Here is a 24,853-nt window from a genome sequence, read left to right as displayed (position 1 = left end):
ATACGTTGTCCTACAACATGCCTGTGTATAGCACGCCCAGCGGGGGCTGTGAAGCCAAAAAGCGCATTTTCATGCTGTCAGGCCGAAACCAGCCGCTGAAAATAAAATATGTGATCGTCACTTCATTTTGGCGGATTGGTCATTGATCGGCGATGGAGAATGCCGCATTTTTAAACATGAATGATGTCATACAAGATGTTGTGTGACAGGTAGTGTTTGGCAATGAAGAAAGATAAACACTCCGGCTTCAGGTACTGACCGGTAATAATTAACCCCCTTGGAATATCGACATGAGTCAACTTTTGCCACAGAACCTAGCGCCGATACGCTGGCGTAAACTGATCCCGCTGGCTTTTATAACCTACAGCCTGGCCTATCTCGATCGCGCCAACTACGGTTTTGGCGCCGCCTCAGGACTGGCGCACGATCTGAATATCACTCCAGGCATATCGTCGTTGCTGGGCGCGTTGTTTTTCCTGGGTTATTTTTTCTTCCAGGTGCCGGGCGGCATCTATTCGGAACGGCGCAGCGCCAAAAAACTGATTTTCTGGAGCCTGATATTGTGGGGGATCCTGGCGACTGCAACCGGCATAGTGCATAGCGTGGCGGCGCTGGCCGTGATCCGTTTCCTGCTGGGCGTGGCCGAAAGCGTGGTGATGCCGGCGATGCTGGTGTTCCTCAGCCACTGGTTTACCAAGCGCGAGCGTTCCAAAGCCAATACGTTCCTATTCCTAGGCAACCCGATCACGGTGTTGTGGATGTCGATTGTGTCAGGTTATCTGGTGAATTCCTTCGGCTGGCGCGGCATGTTTATCATCGAAGGCGTGCCGGCGATCGTCTGGGCGGTTATCTGGTGGGTTATCTTTGTTGACCGGCCGAAAGACGCCAAATGGCTGACAGACCAAGAGAAGCAGGATCTTGAGGCTGCGCTGGCGGCCGAGCAGGTGGAAATGAAACCCGTGAAAAATTACGCCGAGGCGTTCCGCTCGAAGAAGGTGCTGGCGTTGTCGTTTATCCATTTCTTCTGGAATATCGGCATGTACGGTTTCATTATGTGGCTGCCTTCGATCCTGAAGACCGCCTCGGGTTTGGGCATCGTGGCCACCGGTTGGCTATCCGCCGCGCCTTACCTGCTGGCGGTGCCGCTGATGCTGACCGCCTCCTATTTCTCCGATAAATTTCAGCAGCGTAAGCTGGTGGTGCTGTTGTTCCTGGGACTGGGGGCGGTATGTTTTTGCGGATCCTTTACCCTGGGCGCCGACCATTTTTGGTTGTCCTACGTGCTGCTGGTGATCGCCGGCGGAGCGATGTACACCCCTTATGGGCCTTTTTTTGCCGCGGTGCCGGAGTTGTTGCCGCGCAATGTCATGGCGGGGGCGATGGCGTTTATCGTCAGCTTCGGCGCGCTGGGCTCGTTTGTCGGGGCGTGGATTGTCGGCTACCTGAATGGCGTTTTCCAGGGGCCGCAGGCGTCTTATGTTTTTATGGGCGGTTCACTGGTGATCGCCGTCATCTTGACCGCTTTGACCGGTTTCAGTAATAAATCCTCTGCGCAGGCGGCGTCGAAGGCGGTGGCGCTACCCTAATCCCTATACAGGCCGGTTACTTTAACGGCCTGTATTTTGCGTCCATTACCTTCGATTATGTGTAAGTGTTCTACAACCGTACCCGCCGGCACGGCCATCTGGGCGGGGTCAGTCCTGCCAGACGGTCCCGATTTACAGGGCCGCCTTATGAATAGACTTGAAACACCTGTCGTGCAGTCTTAAACCCATTCAGCCAGGGATGCCGGAGTAAATCCGCTCAATGCTGTGTAATTGCCATCTTCCACTTTCGTTACCCAATCCGGATCGCTTAGCAGGGCACGGCCCACGGCGATGAGATCACACTCTTCACGCTCCATGCGCTCAATAAGGCGCTCAAGGCTCGCAGGAGCCGATCCCTTTCCGGCGAAAGCATTAGTCACATCGTTATCCAGACCAACCGAACCTACGCTAATCGTCGCGGCGCCGGTCACTTTTTCGCCTAACCCGCACAGTTCAGGCCGTTTCCGCCATCAATTTCAGGGAATTCCGGCTCCCAGAATCGACGTTGCGAACAGTGTAGGATATCGACGCCAGCCTCAACCAGCGGTAATAACCATTCTTCCATCACCGCCGGGGTTTCGGCAATTCGTACCCCGAAGTCCTGCTGCTTCCATTGGCTGACACGCATGATAATCGGAAAATCAGGACCGACTGCGTGACGAACGGCAGAGATAATCTCACTGGCAAAGCGCGAACGTTCTTTGATTGTTGGGCCACCGTAGCGGTCCGTACGCAGATCAGTACCGGCCCAGAAGAACGGGTCGATTAAAAATCCATGAGCGCCATGGATTTCGGCCGTGTCGAAGCCCAGACGTTTGGCATCCGCCGCTGCCTTTACGAACGCCGAAACGGTATCCGCAATATCTTCTTCACTCATTGCAACGCCGCGTGGGTCTCCGGGCGCATCAAAACCTGACGGGCTTTCAACAGGGGCTGCCGGCTCCCAGCCGTTGATATAACGCACTGCACCGGTATGCCAGATCTGCGGCGCCATGCGGCCGCCTGCACTGTGCACAGCATCAATAACGTTTTTCCAGCCAAAGTGCCGCTTCACCATGGAAAAAGGGAAAAAGGGAAAAAGGGATGCCGCTTCGTGGACTACGCCAATGGACGCTTAATAAGGTGCCTGAAGTCGAAGCAGCCAGGCGGCAATTTAATCAGGTTGCTGGAATGAAATGAGAAAAGGTGGACAACCCAATGTGTTGTTTAAGCAAAACGTTGCCTGCTGACGCGCTACCCCTTTCTGATCTTAAACTCCGCTAAGCGCGAGTCCTGATATTATTAATGATACACATTCAGGTTATCCATCAGAATCCGGAGGGTAATCTCGTTTTTTTGGCCAGGCCGACATTGAAATATCAATGAGCTGTGAAAGTGTCTGTCGGCTTGCGCCTGCTGAAGGCAGATTTACCACCGACTGCAGAATGCCAAAGTAATACCAGGCCAGCAGTTCCAGATTGATATCCTGCGCGATTTCTCCCGTTTGTTGCCCCTTCGCCAGAATGTTTAACAATATCTGTCGCTGTTGGCGAATCCCCACGTTCATCGTCATTTTCCCTGCGGCGGTAAGATCGGCTTGCTCACTGAGGCTGCGAGACAGCAGGCAACCTCTGAGGTTATCCAGTCCAGCGTTATCCGGAAGGAATTCACGCAGCAATGCTTCAACCCTTGCTCTTGGGGACGCAAGTTGAATTGAATTCATGCGAGACAGGACGCGGTCCGTATACAGCCTGAGGCACTCATTGAAGAGCCCGTCCTTATCCTTAAATCGCTGATAAAGGCTGGAGCGGGACAGACCTGTTGCTTCAGTAAGGTCGCTGATGGAGGCGTTTGCATAACCATGACTCCAGAAAACGCCGATCGCCGCATTCAGCACGGCACTTTCATCGTATTGCGGTTTACCGCCCATAAATCCTCCGTTGACAATTTGGAATGATCGTACCAAGATTGCTGGACTGATCGTTCCATCATATAATAAGGGTTCACCATGCTTAATCAATCGAATACTCAAGCGCCTGAACTTCGCATCGCTGTCGCGGGTGCCACGGGTCGGGTCGGCTCACACTTAATCAATATGCTCGCATCAGATCCCGTAGCGGTCATTGCACTCACGCGTCAGAAGAGACCTGAAAATATTTCCGACAGGGTATCATCTGTTGTTGTGAATTTTGATAAACCCTCAACGCTCGAAAGGGGGCTAGCAGGTGCCGATAAGCTTTTCATTGCTCATGGGACATCATCTCAACAGGTGGCTAATGAGATAGCACTCATTGATGCTGCTGTAAAAACAGGCGTGCGACATATTGTTAAGCTTTCGGTGATGGGGCCAGCAACGCCCATAAATCCTTTTGCATGGCATGCAGTGATAGAGGCTCATCTGGCCCGACAACCTGTGGCCTCAACCGTATTGAGACCCACTACTTTCATGGATATACTCAAGCGTGCTGGAAGCCAGGTCGCTGCGGGAACCTGGGCGGGCGCTGCAGGTAACGGGCGCGTCAATCTGATTGACACCCGCGATGTAGCCGGGGCGGCACGTGTAGCGCTGCTTGAAAAAGTAGCAGATAACTCCCAACGTGCTTATCACCTAACGGGTCCGCGTAACTGGACAATGCCTGAGATTGCTGAGAAATTATCCGATCTTTTAGGTCGTACGGTCACCTATATTGACCGCTCACCCAATGAACAGCGCGCTGCATTACTTGCTGACGGTCTTTCACCGTTTGTCACTGAACTGCTTATTGGACTTGACCGGATTTTCAACCATTCAGTGCTGATTGAGCGCACTCTGACTGTTGAAGAATTAACTGGATTGCCCCCGCGCTCATTGTCAGATTGGCTGCAGGAAAATATTGCTTTTTTCAATCGGTAGATACGGCGTGTCATCAGACACTACGTTAAAGAGATCTCCTCATCCAATATTGATGAAAATGAACGTTAATCAAATTATTCATAACATTCGCAATGAATAAGATAATTTATCTGATGCTTATTACCTATAAAACGTATGGCCCTAATGAAAGTACTAACGTAACCGCGATGGAGACAGGCCAAAGCGCTGTGTAAATCTTTCAGCGAAGCGTGAAACCGATTTGTAGCCGCAGGCATCTGCCACCTGCGTCATGTTCCAGTTGGTGGTTTGTATCAGCAATAAGCCGTGGTGCATGCGTATATCCACGAGAAGCTTCTCAAAGCGGATACCCTCTTCGCGCAACCGCCTTCGCAGGGTTGATTCGCTCATAGCCAATGCTTCACCGGCGGAGCGGGCAGTCCAGCAGATTTCTGGTGAGGCGCGTAGCAGGCGGCTTAAACGTGGAAAGACGCCCTGTCGTTGTGGAAGGGTAAAATGAATATTTTGCTCGGCAAGGACTAACAGTAAGTCAAAAATTCTTAACCGGATCCTTGCATCGCTAAGACTCGGCTGATCCAGGTTTTTCAGTAACGTTCGCAATGATTCGTGTAGAGCGCTATTAAGATCAACCGTGGTGAACTGAGGTTTCTTTTTAGCACTGGAAATGTCGCCCTGAAAAAACTGATAAAAATATTCCAACACATCTGCACTGAAAGTGAGAAATATTGACCGGAACGGAGAGTCATTACTCGGGGGATATTTGGTATAATCGGCAATCACGCCCTGATCTATAAAACCTACGGCGGCCTTATCAGCTAATGTATGGTTTTCCCCCGAAGCCAGGAACTCAATTCTTCCCGCTAATACGATCAGCACCGTCGGTTCAAAGAAGAAAAAAGAGGGGGTACTCTGCTCCACCCTGAGTTGCGGATAAGCCACCGAAACCAGATTATTACGGCTGGTGTTGCTGCCATAAAAACCAGACCAGGAAAATTGTTCACTGCTCAAGGCGTATTTCTCATCTGATGCGAATAACCTATTTTCTCTGGTCATGGTTTACCTGCTGCTTAGACGCTGAGCGTTACACTTTCACGTCCGGGTTAAGACTGTAGACTCCAGTCAGCGTAGCTTTGGCCAAAACGTCGCTGTTTTCCAGCGTGCGACGGATGTTAGCACCAGTAAGCTCTCCTGCTACGTTCAATGTCGGGGTCGGGAGCGCATATAATGTGAATACATAATGATGGATTATTTCATCATTCCACGGCGGACAAGGACCATCATAGCCATAGTAGGTGCCCGCCATCGACTCATCATTGGCAAACCACCCGGTATAATCATTTATGCCATGGGTCAGTCCATCTGGCGCAGAGGGACCCTGTTTGCCTCCAGCGGAAATGCCATGGGATTGTGACCCCTCAACGATTTCGCTCTGACCCGCCGGGATATTTAACAGTAACCAGTGAAAAAAATCGGCGCGGGGCAACGATGCCGGGACCCTCTTACCTGGCTGATTTACATTTTCAGCACTGGTAGGAACATCGGGATCGTGGCAAAGGAGCACCAGCGACTGCGTACCCGCGGGAACATCTTCCCAGCGGAGGTGTGGGTTAAGGTTATCAGATAAACGGATATTATTTTCAGGATCGTAAACGGCAAAACTATTCTTGCCGGGGATGGCACCGCCATCTTTAAAATTATGGCTATATAATTTCATGCTGTTGCCTTGTCTATGAATGGAAAAATCGATTATACGACTTTCACAAACCTTACCAGTGCCTCATCCAGTCAAATTTCTTCCTGAAGCTATCATTTTGGCTGGACATGCTTAGTTTAAAACAAAAAACGTATCACGTGAATGATGGCTGCTTTTGTTTTGTGAAGCCGAAGAATGGCCGAAAAGAAGAATAAAATGACCGAATTTAGCAATGTGCTTTGTAATTTATTTAATTATATTACCTTCTCTTGAATAATAATGAGTATCATTATCATATAAAGGCGTGTAAAATGTATCTCAATAAAGCGCGAGTAACAGCCCCATTTCGATTGAAATTAAGTGTTTTTTATTTTCTTACTTGTTTTTCCCAGGCACATGCAACACCGATTGATGAAGGTAGTGAAAATAAACTTAATAACAATAATAAAGACGAAACGATGGTTGTAAGCGCAAGCGCCAATGGAATGGATAAATCTACAAGCCAGGCACCTGCGTCTGTCACTTCGATATCAAGTGAAGAAATCCAAAAAAAACCTTATCGTGATATCGCAGATTTGCTCCAAGGGGTTCCGGGTATCACTACCACGATTGGCGGGGATCACAAGGAGATAAATATTCGTGGCATGGGATCTGATTATACCTTATATATGGTCGATGGTATGAGAATTGACTCCAGGGATACGAGCCGTTTATTTGATGGCTATGGTCAGATGAATGCCTGGATGCCTCCTGCTTCTGCAATAGATCATATTGAGGTTATACGAGGGCCGATGTCCGCTTTATATGGATCAGATGCAATGGGTGGTGTAATTAATATAATAACACGTAAAAATTCAAATAAATGGCAAGGAAGTATTGGCGCCGATTTTACAATGCAGGAGCATAGTGATTCGGGTAATATATTTCAGAATAATTTCTTTTTAACCGGTCCATTGATTGACAATATCCTTTCAATGCAGGCTTATGGAAATTATTCTAAGCGTGACGAAGACGATATCTATAATGGTTATCGAGGTAGCAAAAGAGATAACATAACAGGCAAGATAACACTAACCCCTTCGGATAAACAAGAAATTACTTTTACAGCTAATCATACACAACAGGATATAACTCAGACCGTAGGGAAGTCTATTAGCCCAGCATATAATTATGTCACTGGCGTGCCGACAGATTACAGGAAAAAGACTGAGGTTAACCGTTTTTCTGTAAATCATATTGGCTATTTGCCCATTGGAAAAACAGAATCGTATATCCAAAGCGAAGATTATACGATAGGTTCTGAGGATGTTTGGCTAAAGAATTTAAACATGCGATCCTCACTTTCTTCAAATATAGGCAGCCATATCCTGACCTTTGGTGGAGAACTTAGTATTAAAAAGTTACATGATGGAACATCAAATCAGCTATCCAGTGAGACAGATCTAAAACGTACCGAAAAGTCCTTGTTCCTGGAAGACGCATGGCTGGCTACTGAAGATTTCACTTTAACTTCAGGTGTACGTTTTGATGATGATGATCAGTTTGGGAGTCACTGGAGCCCGAGAATTTATGGTGTCTGGAATGTTGCCACAAACTGGACGATTAAAGGGGGCGTCAGTAGTGGTTTCAAAGCACCGGCTATTACAGAAACTTCAACATCGTTTGGTACCGTATCTTATGTTGGCAACGTTTACGGAAATCCTGATCTGAAACCGGAAAAGTCAATAACCCAAGAAATGGGACTCCTTTATGACAACGATGAAGGATTAACAGGAGGTATTACATTATTTAATAACCAGTTCAAGGACAAGATAGATACAGTATCTTGCCCAGAAAACCAATGTCTGTCAGTACCTAATGTTTATGGTGCTTACCCACTTATCTATACAAATATTGGTAAAGCAGTAACTCGGGGTGTTGAAGCCTCACTTGCTTTTCCTGTTACTGAAAAAGTAAGCATTGCGAATAACTATACATATACCTATTCAAAACAGCAGTCTGGTGAAAATAAAGGGAAGCCACTTAATAAACTGCCTAAACATCAATTCAATAGTACTGTTAATTATCAATATAGTGATAGGTTGAAAACCTGGCTGGCAATAAATATTCGCGGAAAGGATAGTGATAATGTAGGTGGCGCACAAGCGACTATATTACCTATCCAGGCACCTTCATTTGCCATATTAGATATCGGAGCGGATTATGCAGTCGCCAAAAATGTAGATATTAAGGCTGGTGTTTCAAATATTCTCGACAAAAAAATTCGTTATGATGATTATGGTTATGTTGAAGATGGCAGACGATACTGGCTTGCTGTGAATTATTCTTTTTAGGTAATAAAAACGGGGGAGGATGGCACCCCCTTTCTATTTTTTAATTTCATGCAAATCGATAAGTTTTGAAGATGAATTTTTTAAATCATTAAAATAACTCAGCGGTGGTTTACCTAATATTTTTTTGAACATGCTAACAAAACTGCTTGCATTTTCATAACCCAGGTCAAGTGCAATAGCGGTAATACTATCCCCCTCGGAAATTCGCTGAAGTGCTATAACTATATGAAGTTGCTGCTTCCATCTGCCAAAGCTCATGCCCAGCTCATGTTGCACTAACCTGGTGAAGCTTCTTTCACTCATATTGACTCTTAGCGCCCATTCATGAAGTTTAAGTGAATTATTCGGACTTTTAATAAGCTCATTGGTTACTGAATATAAGCGCGATTCTGAAGGCATTGGAAGACTAACTTCGAGTTTAGTCGTAGCTTTTAACTGATCGACTAATACATCTATTATTTTTTTTTCGGATTCTGATAATGTAGATTTGCCGTTAAAATTTGAGGCAAAAAAAATCAATTCACGCAAAAGAGGATGTACAGAAAGAGTTGCACATTCTTCAGGAAGCCCCTTTATTTTAGTAGTGTCAATGAATAAGCAGTAACAGCTAGTATTGCCGGCTCCTCTTGTAGAGTGAACTGTATTAGTTGGTATCCATATAGCACATTGCGGTGGTATTAGGTAGATTGATTTTTTTACTTCACATATTATAATTCCTTTTGGCGAAAATATTAGTTGAGCTTCAGGATGCTGATGTGGCTTGAGTTCCCAGTAATCTGTAAAATTATCTGATTTAATGGATAAAACTGGTAAAAAGGGATTTCTCACTTCAGAAATTTCGTAATGGTTTACTGTATCAAATGAGCGATCAGTTGTCATAGAATTCAAACCTCTTGGTCGAATAACTAAGATTATAACATTAACCATATGAAGTGGAAAGTTTTAAGCTAGGCGAGCGTAAAAATCTCCAATTATAATAACTAAATTGTTGTGATTTTTTTGAGGTTTTTGCTAAAATATGCTTTATTTAAATTATTATCATCTTCACCATTGTGCTCTACTAATTAACAGTTTTATTCATTAAAATCTGATGGTTCAAAAGCATCTAATCGAGTTGATAAATCTTAAAAGTGGATTCATTTATGTCTACCATTTAATATTCAACTTCATTTTATTCAGATGGTCAATTAGACAATTAATTGATTTTATCCCCAGGCGGTCATTGAGGCTTACACACGGATGGCGGAATTATCGGTATAGTGGAGAATTAATATATTAATGGGTGTGTTGATACAATAAAAGAATACAATTAAGTACTGCTTTTATAAAGGTGATTATATGAGAGGTGTTCTTGCTTTTTTAGGTATGATTTATTTCGTTTATGTTAATCATGTTTTATTTTTATTAATGTCATTCTTTACGTGTTGTTAAATGTTGTTTTTCGAAAGCACTGCATTGTGCAATTGCCTGAATGATGGGGTCCATCAAAGAGTGTTATTGTGTCGGTTTTAAAAATCAGCGGTTAAGCTGAATCTAATTGACTTGGCGTAGTCAATAGTTGATGATTTGCACTGTTATGTAATTTTTGTGAACTATATGATGATTTATGTCGGTATGAGATTCGTCCACTTCTCTCATTCAGTTGTCTCTCCAATAGACCGGCTTCATACAATTCTCGGGATGCGCGATAAACCACGCTTAGACTAATCTTTTTTTCATCGTACATATTAATATAGATATCCCTTACCTCCTGAAAAGCATCCTGATGCTTTTGCATAACGTCTAATACATATGCTCTGGGGATGGTGTATCGTAATATTTTCTTCATTAAATTATTTCTCATACTGAGCATGCTTTTTCAAATTAACAATGGCTTTTAATTTTTATCTTCAATGCGTTTAAGTAATTCGTGAGCCTTTTCAATTGCTGCGTCTTTATTGCTGGCTATAATTAAAGGAAAGCCCCAAAATTTAGAAAATGTTTTTGAAAAAGCGCTGAGTAATATCGTTTGCTTCTCCTTTGGGATGACCTGGACCTGAGCTATTATATAATTTCTAACATCAGGTTTGTTGTTTTTCATCCATTTAACAATAATCATTTTTTCTTCTTTAGAATGCGCGTGATTTTCCTCATTTCCATAATCATCTCCATTGATCAATATAAAAGGGGTTTTCCTTGCAAAAAGTGCTTTTAGCTGAGAAAAAGTGTTTTCAACATCAAAACTGTTATTGTTTAATTCCTTTTCATCATTGACCTGTTTCAACCACACTAAAGGGAATCTTGAATCATCTATTACAAGCATTGCCATGTCCTTTATGGAATATGAGAATGATAAATATTACCATTGGTGTTTTGATTTTAGTTTGGAAATCCGGCCGTTTTATATTCATTTTCAGCCTATTTGTCGTTTTTCTACCCCGGTCTTCGTTAGTACGCTTCTTGTGTCATTCCTTGTCAGGACATAGCTTGAAATGCGTGATCGCAGATACCGGTCTTGGTGTAGTCGCCCATCATTCGTAGCCATTTGTTGACTACGTTTTCACACATTTATTGTTGCGGACACGAATCCTGAGAAACAATGGACTGCCCTCATCCATAAGACGATCCTGCCCCATAGTTTGGCTATAAGAGGAATGTATTTATCCTTTTCACACCCAGGCCGGGCCTGATGCGGCCCATAGAGCACAAGGAGGAGGGTGTCTGTTTCTTTCAGAAAGCGCGCACAGAAAAGTAAAAGGATTTCATTTCAATAATAAGGAAGCTGTTCAAGCGCATGGGTATAACGTTATGCCTGACCGATCAGCATCGATTCAGACCTCTGAAAATGGCAAAGTTTAAAAAAATATTCTGGGTATTATTCGTAGTAAGTCACTATCCGTTGTCCACACAGTTCATGGACATTAATATTCATATCATAAAGTTGACCGAGACGCTCAGCGGTAATGACATGATTAGGAGAACCTTCATAGTGTACTCTGCCCGCAGACATCGCAATAATGTGATCTGAATAGTACGAAGCAAAGTTGATATCATGAAGCACCAATACGACGGTTTTACCAAGTTCGTCTGCTGCTCTTCGAAGAATCTTCATTGTAGCGGTCGCATGCTTGAGGTCTAGACTATTTAGGGGCTCATCCAGTAGCAGATAGTCGGTGTCCTGACATAGGACCATTGCGATAAAGGCGCGCTGGCGTTGTCCACCGGAAAGCTCGTCAAGGAAACGGTCGCGCAACGATGTGATGCCCAGATACTCCAGTGCACGCTCAATATGCCCTCGATCATCGTGGGTGAAACGTCCTTTCGAGTGCGGGTAGCGGCCAAAAGCGACCAAGTCACTGACGGACAGGCGCACGCTGATATGGTTATCCTGTCGCAGGATCGCCAGACGTTGCGCAAGTAGGGCCGTGGGAGTGTTAACGACATTCATCTCGTCAACCTTCACGGTCCCACTCGTTGCCGGCAGTAGCCTGCTAATAAGCATCATGAGCGTGGATTTACCGGCACCATTGGGGCCGATGATGGATGTCAGTCCGCCTTTGGGGATCCTCACCGAGACGTTGTCCACGACGGTAGTTGTGCCATAGCGTTTAGTGAGTGCGTGTGTTTCGATCATCGCGCCCTCTGCATGATTAATATAATGAAAGCAATACCGCCAAAGAACTCAATGACAATGCTCAGGCTGGTATTAAAACCAAACAGCCTCTCCAGAACAAGCTGCCCGCCAACCAGACATATCATCGCGATCAGCGCGGAGGCAGGGAGCATCAGAGCATGCCGCGCATTCCCGACAAAACGGTAAGCCAGGTTGGCAACCAGTAGGCCGAAGAAAGTGACCGGCCCTACCAACGCTGTAGAGACCGATACGAGAATAGCAATTATCATCAGGATGGTTCTAACAGTCCGGGTGTAATCGATGCCGAGATTGATTGCCGAGTCTCGCCCAAGCACCAGCACATCAAAGCTACGCCGCATTCTCCAGCCTATCACCGAGACGCTGAAGACAAGTATTGCTGCGATGGACAGCAGGCTTGAGTCGATAAGATTGAAGCTTGCAAAGAGGCGATCCTGCAGGACGGCGAATTCACCCGGATCGATGACACGCTGTAGAAAATTCGACAGGCTACGCAGTAGCCCGCCGAACACGAGACCGGCCAGCGCCAGGAACATCAGGTCTCTGCGACCTCCGGCGAAGAGCCAGCGATAGAGCAGGGCCGCTGAACTGACCATGACGAATGTCTCCACGGCAAAGCGCAGATATGGGTTGATGGCGGCGCCGTGGACGTAGCCGATGGTGAATGCCACCAGGGTCTGGATAAGAACGTACAGCGCATCAAAGCCCATGATCGATGGCGTCAGGATATGATTCTGGGTAATGGTCTGGAACAGTACGGTCGACACTGCCATTGCGTAGCCAATCAACAACAGCCCTGCGAGCTTTTGCGCACGAAGCGGTAGCACAAAAGACCAATGTCCTCCGGCACCAACGGTCATGAATGCAACTGATGCGATTATCGTCAGTATAACGAGCAGAATGATGACCATACCGGCCCTCATTTCTTGAAATTCAGCCAAATCGTGCAACTCCTCGTTTGAGGATGAAAAGGAAAATCACGCTGCCAGCAATCCCGATAATGGGGCCCACGGGGATCTCGAAGGGTTGGGTTACGGAGCGGCCTATAATGTCGCAACTCAGTACGAAACCGGCGCCGAGAGTGGCGGTCCACGGTACTGCTCTGCGCAGGTTGTCGCCGATCACCATGCTGATGATATTCGGCACGACCAGACCGACAAAGGGGATCGCGCCTACTGTCGCGACCACAGCAGCTGTTGCGATCGAAACGATAACAAGCCCGGTCATGAGTGTTACCCGATAGTTCAGGCCCAGGTTATTTGTGAAATCCTGCCCAAGTCCTGCCACCGTGAATCTGTCGGCTGCAACATAAGCGACGACAGCGGCGACAAACGAGGTCCAGAGCAGTTCATAGCGGCCGCGCAGCACCGATGAAAAGTCCCCAGTAGACCATGTGACCAGCGACTGAATAAGATCGAACCGGTAGGCAAGAAATGTCGCCGCTGCGTTAATTATGCCGCCGAGCATCAGACCGACGAGCGGGACCATCAATGGCGAGCGCATGGGTGACAGCCGCAGTATGACAAGGAACAGTAGCGTTCCCAGCAGGGCGGTAAAACACGCCACAAGCATGCGCGCGGGCACAGGCAGTCCGGGAGCCAGCAGAGCAGCCAGCAATAACCCAAGTGTGGCGGACTCAATCGTCCCTGCTGTGCCTGGCTCCACGAAGCGATTGCGCGAAAGCATTTGCATGATCAGGCCAGCCACCGCCATGGAACTTCCAGCGAGGAGCAATGCAACGGTCCGCGGAATGCGGCTCGCCAGTAAAATGTTTGTGGTAGACGTGGTATAGCCTGCTAAAAGCGATGCAGGCGAAATTGTCGTCGCACCGATAAATAGGCTAATCAGGGAAAGCAACCCGACCACGATCAGTGCGATTACAAGTCCCTTCATTGACGTTTTGCGTGCTGAAAGCGTCATTTTGTCCTGGTTATTGCCAAGGAAACTTCATCAGCCATCGACTGAAGCGCGGTCAGTCCGTCGCCAACAATATACCACGCGACAGGATCGAGGTAGACGATGTGGCCAGCCTTCCAGGCCTTGGTTTGTCGAACCAGTTCATTATCCAGCAGCTGTCTGGCGGATGCTCCCTTTTCCCCAATGGCTGCATCACGATCGATGACATAAAGCCAGTCAGGATTAGTTTCGAGAATGAACTCGGAGGAGATCACCTGACCGTGCGGACCCTCATCAAGCTTGCGCGTCACGGGTTGCACGCCGAAGTCGTTATACAGTGTCCCAAACCAAGATTTCGGGCCGAGCGCTCCGATGCGACCACCGCTGGTCATCACCAGCAGTCCTGTCCCCATCTTTGCCGTGCGTGCCCGAAGCGCGTCGACCGATGCCCGCAACGTGCTGGCACGACGGGCGACCTCAGCTTGTTTACCGAAAATGTTTCCAAGGGTCTGCGCATGCGCTATCGCGCTGTCAACGCGGTGTTGAAAGTCAGGAGTCAGATCAATGGTAGGGGCAAGCTTCGCCACCTGAGCGTACTTCGGCGATGAACGCCCGCCCACGATGATCAGATCAGGTGAAAGCGCGTTAAGTGCTTCGTAATCGGGCTCGAAAAGAGAGCCAACCTTCCGGTACCGGCTTTCTCCAAATTTAGCGAGATAAGATGGATAGTTGAGCGTGGGAACGCCTGCGACATCGACCCCGATGGAGGCAAGGGTATCTAGCGCGGCGATATCAAGAATAGCCACGACCCTGGGATTGACCGGGACGCGGGTCACCCCTTGAGTATGATGAACGGTGATCTCTTCGGCTTGCAGCATGCGCGAAAAGAGAACGAAGCATGTCAGGGAGATTATAGCCAACGTATACATCATGCACGTTGCGACTTTCGCAGGGCGCGGATAATAGCGGTGTGATACGAATAGAAGGGCGATGTGCCTGTTGAACATGCTGAATTTCCGTATTTGTAGGCGTCAACGCGTTACACATAATGTTTGTCGCATTGATCATCTTATTAGTATTGCCGGTGCCGTCCCCCGTTGGCATTGCGAGGCACGGCAGTTCGCGCATAGGGTCAAAATGGAAATGGCCTGCTAAAATGATATGGATAGAATGCTAATGTGTCATTGCACAATATGGCCTATCTGTTATCCAATTCAGCCAAAATGAATTGGATAATCATTCTCATCGGATAAAGCGCAATCCGCGTGACGACCGCAATGCCGTCTCGGTACTGCCGCCCGCGGTGTGGTTCGCCTACAGCCCGGACCGCAAGGGGGTGCATCCGCAAACCTATCCGGCGCGGTTCAGCGGAATGTTGCTGGCGGATGCGGGCTTCAACCCGCTGTATGAAGAAGGCCCTATCCGCGAGGTCGGCTGCATGGCCCACGCCCGGTGTCAGATCCATGATATCCATGTGCGGCATCCGTCGCCGACCACCGCCGAGGCACTGCACCGGATCGGCGAGCTGTATGCGATCGAAGCCGACATCCGGGGGCGTCCGGCAGAAGAACGACAACAGGTGCGCGAAGCGCGCTCCCGGCCGTTACTGATGGGCCTGGAGAGCGGGATCCGGGAAAAGCTCGCCACATTGCCGCGACAGGCCGATACGGCCAAGGCGTTCAACTACCTGATGAACCACTGGCAGGCGTTGTGTTATTACAGCACCGATGGTTGGGGGGAGATCGACAATAACATCACGGAAAACGCGTTAAGAGCGGTGAGCCTGGGGCGAAAAAAATATCTGTTCTTCGGTTCTGATAACGGCGGCGAACGTGCCGCGCTGATGTATACGCTGATCGGCAGTTGCAAACTGAACGGCGTGGAGCCGGAAGCCTATCTGCGCCATGTACTGGCGACAATCGCGGATCATCCCATCAATAAGATCAAAGATCTCCTGCCGTGGAACCTTATAATACCTGCCGAATAAGCGTCAATACGTCACTGAGTTGACGCTTACCCTAAGCCAAGCCGGGATTCTTTAAGGTTATTTCTCAGGCGACTGTTAGGTTAAGGGACACAGCCTAAGATTGACTAAATTTTACAAATGATTCAGATATGTTCGTTATCTCAGGCTCATTTCATTGAGTTGTACACTTTGAAGGCGGGATTTTTTTCAAAAATTTCAGCAACAAAATCCATGAACACAATCGCCCGTTTTGGTAAAAGTCGATTAGCAACATAAACGGCCTGAATGGGAACGGGGGATGCAGTGTAATCAGTCAGTAATAATTGTAGGTTGCCATTTTCCAGTCCCTCCCCGAACAGCCATTCTGGGCCTTGTGCGATCCCAATCCCTGCATTGACAAATTTCTGTACTGCTTCTGGTGAATTGACCCTGAGCCGACCAGAAATAGGAACATTGATATCCTGAAATCTCCAGGTAGCTCCTGTTGTTAGCAAGGTATAGATCAAACAATCATGTTTTTTTAAATCCTCTGGGGTATTAGGGGTTCCGTGTTTAGCTAAGTACTTGTTACTGGCAACACAGACTCGCTCAAACATGCCAAGTCTGCGGGCACGCATAGCACTGTCCTCCAGGTGTCCAATGCGGATTGCCAGCTCAGCCCCTTCATCAACGAGATTGATATAGCGGTCATTAATCTGTAGATCGAGTGTTAGCTCAGGGTAGCGTTCTAAAAAATCTGGGATGTGCGGGACTAAGAATGTGTGAGCCAATGCTGTGGGGCAGGCGACGCGTAATAGCCCTGTGGGTGTAACATTTTCTCTGAAAGAAGACTCTGACTCTTCGACGGCTTCCAGAATACGCCTTGCTTCCAAATAATAACGTTCTCCTTCAGGAGTTAGGGAAAGCTTGCGGGTTGATCTGTGAAGTAATCTGGTCTGCAAATGCTCTTCGAGGGTTGCAACATGACGACTCACGTTCGGTTGCCCTAAGCCTAAATCCCTACCGGCTGCGGAAAAGCTGCCTGTTTCAGCGGTACGGACAAAGCATGTCATCAAAAGTAATCTATCCATCCTAAAACCCATTTATGCTTTTAATGCATGAAACATATTTAAAAACACAATCTTATCACAATATGAGCATGAGCATATAGTGGCTATCAAATCGGTCATTCGCCGATCAGTTGTAAAACTAACAGGAGATATTTACATGTCTAGATTACAAGGTAAGCGCGCACTGATTACGGGTGGAACAAGTGGTATTGGTCTTGAAACAGCGAAGCTGTTTGTTGCAGAAGGTGCACGCGTAATTGTTACTGGTGTTAACCCTGATTCTATCGCAAAGGCGAAAGTAGAACTTGGTAATGATGTGTTAGTCGTGAGCGCTGATTCCGCTGATGTGAACGCACAGAAAGCTCTGGCTCAAACGGTTAAGGAACACTTTGGACAACTGGATATCGGTTTCCTGAATGCGGGTATATCAATGTATATGCCAATTGAGGTATGGACAGAAGAGATGTTCGACCGCATTTATGATATCAACGTTAAAGGTCCTTACTTCCTAATGCAGGCGCTGCTGCCAGTGTTCGCAAGCTCTGCATCAGTGGTCTTTAATACATCTGTAAATGCTCACACGGGACCAGTGAACTCTTCAGTTTATGGCTCAACCAAAGCAGCATTACTGAACATGTCGAAAACACTTTCTAACGAGTTACTTTCTCGTGGGATCCGTATCAACGCAGTGAGCCCAGGCCCTGTTGATACACCGCTTTACGATAAGGCGGGGATCCCAGTGGAATATCATGATCAAGTGATGAAAGATATCGTTGCAACCATCCCTGCAGGTCGTTTTGGTAAGCCTCAGGAAGTAGCGCAAGCGGTACTTTACTTCGCATCTGATGAGTCAGCCTGGACCGTGGGTTCAGAAATCATCATCGACGGCGGCGTTTCAATCTAAGCCACCAAAATCACGCTGGAACAGGCGTATCCACCTGAACAAAACATTGTCATTCACGTTGTGACGGCAAGCGACCTCGGCAACGGATGTACCTGGTTGTAGAGCAAGCTGGACCGGCTTTAACTTCAGTTCTGGAGAGTGGAACTGGCGAGGCGCTGAACGCCAGTCCATCTTGGCCTGAGGCGTTTCCTGGACTGCCCCCCAAAACCGTGGCCAGTTTTGCTTGACCACTACAAAGTTAACGCCCCTCTCACGAAATTAGGAGGGGGCGAAGCTACTAAAATTTCCCTGTGCACTAGATTGTTAAGTAAGCACTCTTTTAATGTAACCCAGATATAAAAATGCGTTCTTTTTACAGATATTCTGAACTGGCTGAAATAGTCATCCCAGCATAGAAAAAGCGACTAATAATATCTTCTTCACAGTTTGCGGATCTTCTCCATGAGCTAGCAGTGACGAAGCATTAATCAACTGTGCGTCGATATAAGTAGCTGCAAACTCTGGAGACATATTGGCAGAAAACTCTCCTTTGGCTTTTGAGCGCTTCACCCATTCTTTGAAAGTGGATAAGCCTTGCTCCTCAAGGAAATCGACTTGTGCGCGAGTTGCTTCGCCTAATTGCATCCGTGCCTCACGCATTTTTACAAAAAGGCACCCCATTGGAGACTCATGGTTACAACTCACTGACGTGGCAAATGACACGAGATTGTCAAGTACCTCTCGAAACGGAGAGTCACTATTTAACATCTCTTGCACAGGACTTAGCACTTGTTCCTGGTACCTGATAAGAACAGCTTTCATCAAGCCATCTTCATTCGAAAATTCACGATAAAGGCCAGGCTTCGATACACCAGATCTCCTGCAAATTTCATTGAGGGATAAACTGCCTATATCCTCTTTCCAATAAGAATCCATTGCTACATCTAAAACATGGTCACGATCAAGGGTCTTAGGTCGCCCTCTTGAAGGTTTGATTGGATTTAAATTCATTTTATACTGCCCGGTATTTTAATTTGACAGATCGTATACTAACTTTTATTATACCAGCCGGTATTTAATTTTCAATCCAGTAGGAAAGTAAAGATGAGTGAAGCAAAGAAAAACATCGTGGTCACAGGAAGCAGCAGTGGATTTGGTCAAAAGTCAGTAAAAGATTTTGCAGATAAAGGCTACCAAGTGTTTGCCACGATGCGTGGCCCAGAAGGCAAGAACGCTGCAGTTAAGGCTGAATTGGAAGCGTATAGCGATTCCATCCAAGTAGTCGATATGGATGTTACCAATGACGAATCGGTCAAAACAGCCATTGCAAGCGTACTAGATAAAGCGGGCAAAATTGATGTTTTGCTAAACAATGCTGGTGTAATGTACCTTGGCATTACAGAAGCATTTAGCATTGCCCAAGCTCGCGAGCAGATGGAAACCAACTACTATGGCGCTATGCGTACTATTCAGGCAGTTTTGCCTGCGATGCGTGAAGCCAAGTCAGGCCTGATCATCAACACCTCATCCATGGTTGGCCAAATTTCAGCGCCATATTTTTCTACCTACGCCGCAACTAAACACGCTTTGGAAGGCTACCTCCAAGGGTTACGCTACGAAGTGGCACCATTCGGCATCGATATCGCCATCGTACAACCTGGCCCATTCCCTACAGGTCTAAGTGCAGCAGGACAACAACCGTCACGCACAGACATACTGGACAGCTACGGTGAATTAGCAGATATTCCTGCTGCTATGTTCGAAGAATTCGGTAAATTTATGCAGAGCGATCAAGCACCTGATCCACAAATGGTCGTAGATGCCTATTTAGCGCTAGCCGATATGCCTAAAGGCAAACGCCCAACACGCACAGCGGTTGGCTTAGTTTGGGGGGTTGATGAAATTAACGCGGCTAAACAACCCATTCAAGACCGTGTGTTGAAAGAAATGCAACTAGACAACGTTTTAGGTGGTGCTGACGCGTAATTTTCGGTCACAGGGGCAGACTATCTTTTGCCCCTGTGACCTGCTCCCCGTTGATTAACATCACGCGGTGTTAGTAATATCTTACGAACTTCCGTTTGTGGTGGTGCACGCATCGGGATTGCGCGCATTATGATTACCTTACCTTGAACTCATCAGCGATTTTGGTGTTGGCTATGACGGTATTGATGTTGCCGCGGCAAGAGAGCGTCAGATCGCTGTGACCCATACCCCGGCGTATTGACGGATGACGTTGCAGATCTGTCCATGGGGTTGATACTGGCAACGTCACGCCAGTTCCCCGGAGCACAACGTTTTATCGAACAGGGTGCATGGCAGAAGGGCGGTTATACGTGGACCCGCAAAGTCTCAGGGGCGCGGTTAGGCATTATTGGCATGGGGCGTATTGGGCGTGCTATCGCCAAACGCGCGGTTGCATTTAACATGTCGATCGCTATACGGATCGCGCCGCACTTGCCGACATGGACTACACCTTCCATGCAACATTGCTATCGCTGGCCGGGGCGCGTGATTTTCTGGTGGGCTGTACCAACGGTGGTGCAGAAACCCGCAGCCTCGTTAACCGAGATGTATTTAATGCCTTGGGCGCAGAAGGCATTTTGATCAATATTTCCCGTGGATCGATAGTAGATGAGCGCGGGCGCTAGTTGAAGTCATCGGAGAGGGGGCTCTCGGGGAGCCGGTCTGGATGTTTTCACCGACGAACCGTAAGTCCCGCAAGCATTGTTACAGTGGGCAAATGTGGTTGTCACGCCGCATATGGCCAGCGCTATCTGGGCGACGCGCAAAGAGATGTTGCGTCTGGTGCTGGAAAATGTCAGCACCTATTTTGCTGGCGAGCCGTTGTTGACACCTATTCCGTAGTAACCGAGTGAAAACGGATTCTGCATTTAAATCAGAGCGTGGCGTTAAGTCGCGCTTATTTATTGTCAGCGTTAAGCCACCTCCCCGGGAGGTGGTGATTGTCCCGGTGAGGTCATTTACAGGGTTTTCCGGATGGTTTTAAGTTGCGGATTTTTGCGTCGTTAAGAGATATTTGGGGGGAACTCTGTCATCGAACCCACCTGACCCCAAATCAGACCACCAATTTTGCCCGATGCGGAGGGGAAATGAAAATGCATCGGGAAGACTTTTCACACTAACTTGTTGAATATAAATCGTATAAAGATTCGTGAAGATGCATGAAAACATAAATTTGGCTCCTCTGACTGAACCTGAATCCATGCACTAACCAATTGTTGAATAAATAATTTTATATATTAGCCAAATGAGACAGGACTCAATTCTGGACTTATTCAAATAGAGCGGCAAGAGATTTTCATTTTCATGATTATCCCTCACTTTCAGCCATCGACATTGGTCGCGGTGCGCAGGTTCCGGTCAGTGTCCCGGACGCGATGTATAAATTAAAGAAATCTAGCTGCGGATAGCCGAAAGAGGGGGGACTCTTGGTAACCCTGTAAATAATATCGTCTGTTTATTTAAGGATTATGTGTATGTCTATTTTTTTTCATCTCGTTTTATAATTCTGCTCCACTCAGAACTGAAATGCCGGTATTTGACTCTATCCCAAAGTCCTGTTTCATTCAAAAATAGAATTTTGGCACCTAACTCAATGGTAGGCTATAACCTCAGGTTATAGCCTACCGCCAAACAAGCATTACCCCCGCTGCCCATTTAATGAAATATTTCTCTTAATTCTTCATTTGCAACCTGCACGCTAACACGAGAACTATCATGGCGATCCCACAACCTTATCTGTTATTTCTTGGCGATGTAACCGATCCGCTGGCGGCGAAAACGGCACGCGGCATTCACGTTTGGCGTCCCGAACAGTGCGTCGGCCAAAACCGCCTGCCCAGCTGTACTGTTTCCCTCGGGCTGGAAGACCTGGATATTGACACCGCTGTGACCCGTGGTGCAAAAACTCTGGTACTGGGCACAGCTAACGCGGGCGGATTTCTGCCGGGGCATTGGCTGGATCGGGTGCGCAGCGCGATCAAGGCCGGAATGAATGTGGCTAGTGGCCTGCACCAGCGTCTGACGGACATTCCTGAACTGGCTGCCCTGGCCGCTGAGTTCCAGGTTGAACTGTTTGATATTCGGCATATGCGTCCGGCGCTGCCGGTGGGTAACGGCAAGTGGCGCAGTGGCAAGCGGGTTCTGACGGTGGGAACCGATTGCTCCGTGGGGAAAATGTATACTTCCCTGGCGCTCGAGGCCGCCATGCGTAAACTGGGCATGAAGACGGATTTCCGAGCCACCGGCCAGACCGGGATTCTGGTCGCCGGCGAGGGTATCGCGATAGATGCCGTGATCGCCGATTTTATCGCGGGCGCGGCTGAAGCGCTTTCACCTGCCAACGAGCATGACCATTGGGATATTATCGAAGGACAGGGATCGCTCTATCATCCATCCTATGCTGGCGTTAGCCTGGGATTGTTGCATGGCGCGCAGCCACACTGGCTGGTGATGTGCCATGAACTGGGCCGCCAACATACCCGCCATTTACCGCACCATCCGCTGGTAAGTCTGGAAGATTGTGTCCAGGCCAATCTACAGGCTTCCCGTGTTACAAGTGCGGATGTGCAACTGGCTGGCTTTGCCATTAACACCAGTAACGTCAGCGAAGAGGAGGCACGGGAATACTGCCGGCAGGTTGCCAAACAATTCGGCGTGCCGGCAACCGATCCAGTGCGCTTCGGTATTGACGCCATAGCGATCTTGCTAAACGAGCGCGGCTAATGCGCCCCCCCGAGTCAATGGTGAGGGCCGAAACCCTCAGTCTTGAAGATCTGATCAACATCAAACTGGATAAATGCGGCGGCCTGACGGCGGCGCTATCCATGGTGACAGAAGCTAAACGTCAGGGCATGCGTCTGATGGTGGGCTGCATGCCGGGCTCATCACTGGCAATGGAAGCCGCAATGCCGGTGGCGCTATCCGCCGAACATGTGGTTCTGGATGGCCCAATCTGGCTGGTGACCGACAGCTCCCCTTATCTGGACTATAACCGTGGCCGCATCTGGCTGTAATCGGGCAACGCGGAGTGACGATGACGGAAAACACACTCACTGACTCGCTGGTGGTGACTAAAATTGAAACGCGTCCGGTATTGACCGTGAAGGATCTAAGCGTGAGTTTTAGCGGGCGCTCGGGCCGCCAGTCGGCGCTCAACGGCGTGTCCTTTACGGTGAACAAAGGCGAGGTGGTGGCGGTCGTCGGTGAGAGCGGCTCGGGTAAATCGGTCACCTCGCTGGCGGTGATGGGATTGTTGTCTGCGTCGGCGCGCATTGAACGCGGCGATATTGTGTTTACCGATCGCGCCGGGCGGCAACATGCCCTGGCAGGCATGAAGGCCGAGGCCAGACGTAAGCTGCGTGGCCGCGAAATGGCGATGATTTTCCAGGAGCCGATGTCGTCGCTCAATCCGGTGCTGAAAGTGGCGGATCAACTGACCGAGGCGCTGCTGGACCACGGACTGTGCGATGCTGCGGCGGCCAGGCTGAAGGCGCGGGAACTGCTGCAAAAGGTGCGTATTGCCGATGTGGAGCGGGTGATGGAAAGCTACCCGAGCTCGCTGTCCGGCGGCATGCGCCAGCGGGTGATGATTGCCCAGGCGCTGGCCTGCGATCCGCAGTTGCTGATTGCCGATGAGCCGACCACGGCGCTGGACGTCACTGTGCAGGCGCGGATTTTACAGATCCTGCGCGATTTGCAGCGGCAAAGCGATATGGCGGTGCTGTTTATCACCCACGATATGGGTGTGGTGGCGGAAATCGCCGACCGGGTCGTGGTGATGTACCGGGGCGAAGTGGTGGAGCAAGGCCCGGTAGGCGATATTTTTTCGGCGCCGCAACATCCTTATACCCGCGCCCTGCTGGCGGCGGTGCCGAAACTGGGGGACATGCGCGAGCACGCTTGGCCCAGGCCCTTTCCCCTGGTCAATCAGCCGGTCGACGGAGGTGACCATAAAACCGCGCGCTATGGCGGCCCGCCGCTACTGGATGTGCGCGGCTTGCGCGTCTACTTCCCGGTGCGCAGCGGCATTTTTTCCACGCTCACCCACCAGGTCCATGCGCTGGAACAGATCGATTTCAGCCTGTGGCCGGGCGAAACCCTGGCCATTGTGGGGGAGAGCGGTTGCGGCAAATCCACCACCGGCCGTGCCCTGCTGCGCCTGACCGACAGCGAGTCGGAGAGCATCCATTTCCAGGGCGAGGAAATCACCCTGTTATCGAGGAGTGCCTTCCAACAGTTGCGCCGCGAGATGCAGATGGTTTTCCAGGATCCCTACGCCTCGTTAAATCCCCGACTTACGGTGGGGTTCACCATCGCCGAGCCGATGCTGCTGCACGGACTGGCCGGGTCGCTGCGGGAGGCTACGCCACGGGTGCGGGAACTGTTGTTAAGCGTGGGGCTGCTGCCCGAACACGCCGCGCGTTACCCCCATGAGTTTTCCGGCGGTCAACGACAACGTATCGCCATTGCCCGCGCCATGGCGCTGAAGCCCAGAGTGATTATCGCCGACGAGGCGGTGTCCGCGCTGGATGTTTCGATCCAGGCGCAGGTGATCAACCTGATGATGGAGTTGCAGCGCAAAACCGGCGTGGCGTGGATTTTTATCTCGCATGATATGGCGGTGGTAGAGCGTATAGCCAATCGGGTCGCCGTGATGTACCTCGGGCGGATCGTTGAGATTGGGCCACGCCAGGCGATATTTAATTCACCCCAGCACCCTTATACCCGCCGTTTGTTGTCTTCGGTGCCGATAGCCGATCCCGCCCTGCGCGGTGAGCGTCGGCTGGATGACAGTGAAATGCCGTCGTCATTGAAAAAAAACGGCGTGAAGGTGCCGAAAACGCGCTATCGCCAGGCCGGCCCGCATCATTGGGTGGCCGAGGATGTGGATCAGCCGCGATAAGCCCGGCGGTATAAATAACGATGCAACGGTTTTTCGT

20 protein-coding genes and 4 pseudogenes are annotated in these 24,853 nt (G+C 48.8%); 10 read left to right on the top strand and 14 right to left on the bottom strand.

What is annotated here, in order from left to right; genetic code table 11:
- Nucleotides 1–290: 290 nt before the first annotated feature.
- The gene (locus ABUK12_RS06335) at nucleotides 291–1,586 is read left to right on the top strand and encodes an MFS transporter (protein WP_410015477.1); all 1,296 of its coding nucleotides are present in this window, start codon (nucleotides 291–293) and stop codon (nucleotides 1,584–1,586) included.
- 179 nt (nucleotides 1,587–1,765) lie between these two features.
- Here the strand turns inward: ABUK12_RS06335 and ABUK12_RS06330 are convergent.
- Both ABUK12_RS06330 and ABUK12_RS06325 read right to left on the bottom strand, forming a co-directional pair.
- Nucleotides 1,766–2,653 (bottom strand): annotated as a pseudogene (locus ABUK12_RS06330) (12-oxophytodienoate reductase); the annotation flags it as partial.
- 233 nt (nucleotides 2,654–2,886) lie between these two features.
- Nucleotides 2,887–3,495: a TetR/AcrR family transcriptional regulator gene (locus ABUK12_RS06325; RefSeq protein ID WP_410015476.1), complete on the bottom strand. Its 609-nt coding sequence runs from the start codon at nucleotides 3,493–3,495 to the stop codon at nucleotides 2,887–2,889.
- 78 nt (nucleotides 3,496–3,573) lie between these two features.
- On the opposite strand from ABUK12_RS06325, the gene ABUK12_RS06320 reads away from it, so the two are divergent.
- Nucleotides 3,574–4,458, top strand: coding sequence for an NmrA family NAD(P)-binding protein (locus tag ABUK12_RS06320; RefSeq protein ID WP_410015475.1), 885 nt, complete (start codon nucleotides 3,574–3,576; stop codon nucleotides 4,456–4,458).
- Nucleotides 4,459–4,611: 153 nt separating this feature from the next.
- On the opposite strand, the gene ABUK12_RS06315 is transcribed toward ABUK12_RS06320, so the two are convergent.
- Both ABUK12_RS06315 and ABUK12_RS06310 read right to left on the bottom strand, forming a co-directional pair.
- Nucleotides 4,612–5,490, bottom strand: coding sequence for a helix-turn-helix transcriptional regulator (locus ABUK12_RS06315; protein ID WP_410015474.1), 879 nt, complete (start codon nucleotides 5,488–5,490; stop codon nucleotides 4,612–4,614).
- Nucleotides 5,491–5,518: 28 nt separating this feature from the next.
- Nucleotides 5,519–6,151, bottom strand: a complete 633-nt coding sequence (locus tag ABUK12_RS06310) for a YbhB/YbcL family Raf kinase inhibitor-like protein (protein WP_410015473.1) — start codon at nucleotides 6,149–6,151, stop codon at nucleotides 5,519–5,521.
- A gap of 290 nt (nucleotides 6,152–6,441) precedes the next feature.
- Here ABUK12_RS06310 and ABUK12_RS06305 point away from each other — a divergent pair, with 290 nt between their 5' ends.
- Nucleotides 6,442–8,463: a TonB-dependent receptor domain-containing protein gene (locus ABUK12_RS06305; RefSeq protein ID WP_410015472.1), complete on the top strand. Its 2,022-nt coding sequence runs from the start codon at nucleotides 6,442–6,444 to the stop codon at nucleotides 8,461–8,463.
- 33 nt (nucleotides 8,464–8,496) lie between these two features.
- Here ABUK12_RS06305 and ABUK12_RS06300 read toward each other — a convergent pair whose 3' ends face one another.
- The 7 genes from ABUK12_RS06300 to ABUK12_RS06270 form a co-directional block, all read right to left on the bottom strand.
- Complete coding sequence (locus ABUK12_RS06300; RefSeq protein WP_410015471.1) at nucleotides 8,497–9,342, bottom strand: AraC family transcriptional regulator; 846 nt, start codon at nucleotides 9,340–9,342, stop codon at nucleotides 8,497–8,499.
- 643 nt (nucleotides 9,343–9,985) lie between these two features.
- Nucleotides 9,986–10,291 (bottom strand): transcriptional repressor, encoded by a 306-nt coding sequence (locus ABUK12_RS06295; protein WP_410015470.1) that lies wholly within the window; start codon nucleotides 10,289–10,291, stop codon nucleotides 9,986–9,988.
- A 48-nt stretch (nucleotides 10,292–10,339) separates the two neighbouring features.
- Nucleotides 10,340–10,765, bottom strand: a complete 426-nt coding sequence (locus ABUK12_RS06290) for a hypothetical protein (protein ID WP_410015469.1) — start codon at nucleotides 10,763–10,765, stop codon at nucleotides 10,340–10,342.
- A gap of 552 nt (nucleotides 10,766–11,317) precedes the next feature.
- Entirely contained in the window at nucleotides 11,318–12,076 is a 759-nt protein-coding gene (locus tag ABUK12_RS06285) for an ABC transporter ATP-binding protein (protein ID WP_410015468.1), read from the bottom strand.
- Nucleotides 12,073–13,035 (bottom strand): iron chelate uptake ABC transporter family permease subunit, encoded by a 963-nt coding sequence (locus tag ABUK12_RS06280; protein ID WP_410015467.1) that lies wholly within the window; start codon nucleotides 13,033–13,035, stop codon nucleotides 12,073–12,075. The genes ABUK12_RS06285 and ABUK12_RS06280 overlap by 4 nt, the downstream gene beginning before the upstream one ends.
- Nucleotides 13,028–14,014 (bottom strand): ABC transporter permease, encoded by a 987-nt coding sequence (locus ABUK12_RS06275; RefSeq protein WP_410015466.1) that lies wholly within the window; start codon nucleotides 14,012–14,014, stop codon nucleotides 13,028–13,030. The genes ABUK12_RS06280 and ABUK12_RS06275 overlap by 8 nt, the downstream gene beginning before the upstream one ends.
- Entirely contained in the window at nucleotides 14,011–14,997 is a 987-nt protein-coding gene (locus tag ABUK12_RS06270; RefSeq protein ID WP_410015465.1) for a siderophore ABC transporter substrate-binding protein, read from the bottom strand. Before ABUK12_RS06270 ends, ABUK12_RS06275 begins: the two co-directional genes overlap by 4 nt.
- 257 nt (nucleotides 14,998–15,254) lie before the next feature.
- Between ABUK12_RS06270 and tnpC the strand changes: the two are divergent.
- Nucleotides 15,255–15,977 (top strand): annotated as a pseudogene (gene tnpC / locus ABUK12_RS06265) (IS66 family transposase); the annotation flags it as partial.
- Between the two features lie 146 nt (nucleotides 15,978–16,123).
- On the opposite strand, the gene ABUK12_RS06260 reads toward tnpC, so the two are convergent.
- Complete coding sequence (locus ABUK12_RS06260; RefSeq protein WP_410015464.1) at nucleotides 16,124–17,026, bottom strand: LysR family transcriptional regulator; 903 nt, start codon at nucleotides 17,024–17,026, stop codon at nucleotides 16,124–16,126.
- A gap of 136 nt (nucleotides 17,027–17,162) precedes the next feature.
- Between ABUK12_RS06260 and ABUK12_RS06255 the strand changes: the two genes are divergently transcribed.
- Nucleotides 17,163–17,909, top strand: coding sequence for an SDR family oxidoreductase (locus tag ABUK12_RS06255; RefSeq protein WP_410015463.1), 747 nt, complete (start codon nucleotides 17,163–17,165; stop codon nucleotides 17,907–17,909).
- Here the strand turns inward: ABUK12_RS06255 and ABUK12_RS06250 are convergent.
- Both ABUK12_RS06250 and ABUK12_RS06245 read right to left on the bottom strand, forming a co-directional pair.
- A complete protein-coding gene (locus ABUK12_RS06250; RefSeq protein WP_410015462.1) occupies nucleotides 17,901–18,080 on the bottom strand; it encodes a transposase in 180 nt (59 codons plus the stop codon). The two genes, ABUK12_RS06255 and ABUK12_RS06250, sit on opposite strands and share 9 nt — an antisense overlap.
- 210 nt (nucleotides 18,081–18,290) lie before the next feature.
- Nucleotides 18,291–18,899, bottom strand: coding sequence for a TetR/AcrR family transcriptional regulator (locus tag ABUK12_RS06245; RefSeq protein ID WP_410015461.1), 609 nt, complete (start codon nucleotides 18,897–18,899; stop codon nucleotides 18,291–18,293).
- Between the two features lie 93 nt (nucleotides 18,900–18,992).
- On the opposite strand from ABUK12_RS06245, the gene ABUK12_RS06240 reads away from it, so the two are divergent.
- The 5 genes and pseudogenes from ABUK12_RS06240 (at nucleotide 18,993) to ABUK12_RS06220 (ending at nucleotide 24,816) form a co-directional block, all read left to right on the top strand.
- Nucleotides 18,993–19,874, top strand: a complete 882-nt coding sequence (locus tag ABUK12_RS06240) for an SDR family oxidoreductase (RefSeq protein WP_410015460.1) — start codon at nucleotides 18,993–18,995, stop codon at nucleotides 19,872–19,874.
- A gap of 133 nt (nucleotides 19,875–20,007) precedes the next feature.
- Nucleotides 20,008–20,756: pseudogene (locus ABUK12_RS06235) on the top strand (2-hydroxyacid dehydrogenase); the annotation flags it as partial.
- 873 nt (nucleotides 20,757–21,629) lie between these two features.
- Nucleotides 21,630–22,637, top strand: a complete 1,008-nt coding sequence (dgcN, locus tag ABUK12_RS06230) for an N-acetyltransferase DgcN (protein WP_410015459.1) — start codon at nucleotides 21,630–21,632, stop codon at nucleotides 22,635–22,637.
- Between the two features lie 47 nt (nucleotides 22,638–22,684).
- Nucleotides 22,685–22,927 (top strand): annotated as a pseudogene (locus tag ABUK12_RS06225) (dipeptide epimerase); the annotation flags it as partial.
- A gap of 20 nt (nucleotides 22,928–22,947) precedes the next feature.
- Nucleotides 22,948–24,816 (top strand): dipeptide ABC transporter ATP-binding protein, encoded by a 1,869-nt coding sequence (locus ABUK12_RS06220; protein ID WP_410015458.1) that lies wholly within the window; start codon nucleotides 22,948–22,950, stop codon nucleotides 24,814–24,816.
- Nucleotides 24,817–24,853 lie beyond the last annotated feature (37 nt).

The sequence above is a fragment of the Sodalis sp. C49 genome, assembly GCF_046352915.1.
GTDB lineage: Bacteria > Pseudomonadota > Gammaproteobacteria > Enterobacterales > Enterobacteriaceae > Acerihabitans.
The sequence above is the reverse complement of the archived record's forward strand: the minus strand, read 5'-3'. Positions and strand labels throughout refer to the sequence as shown.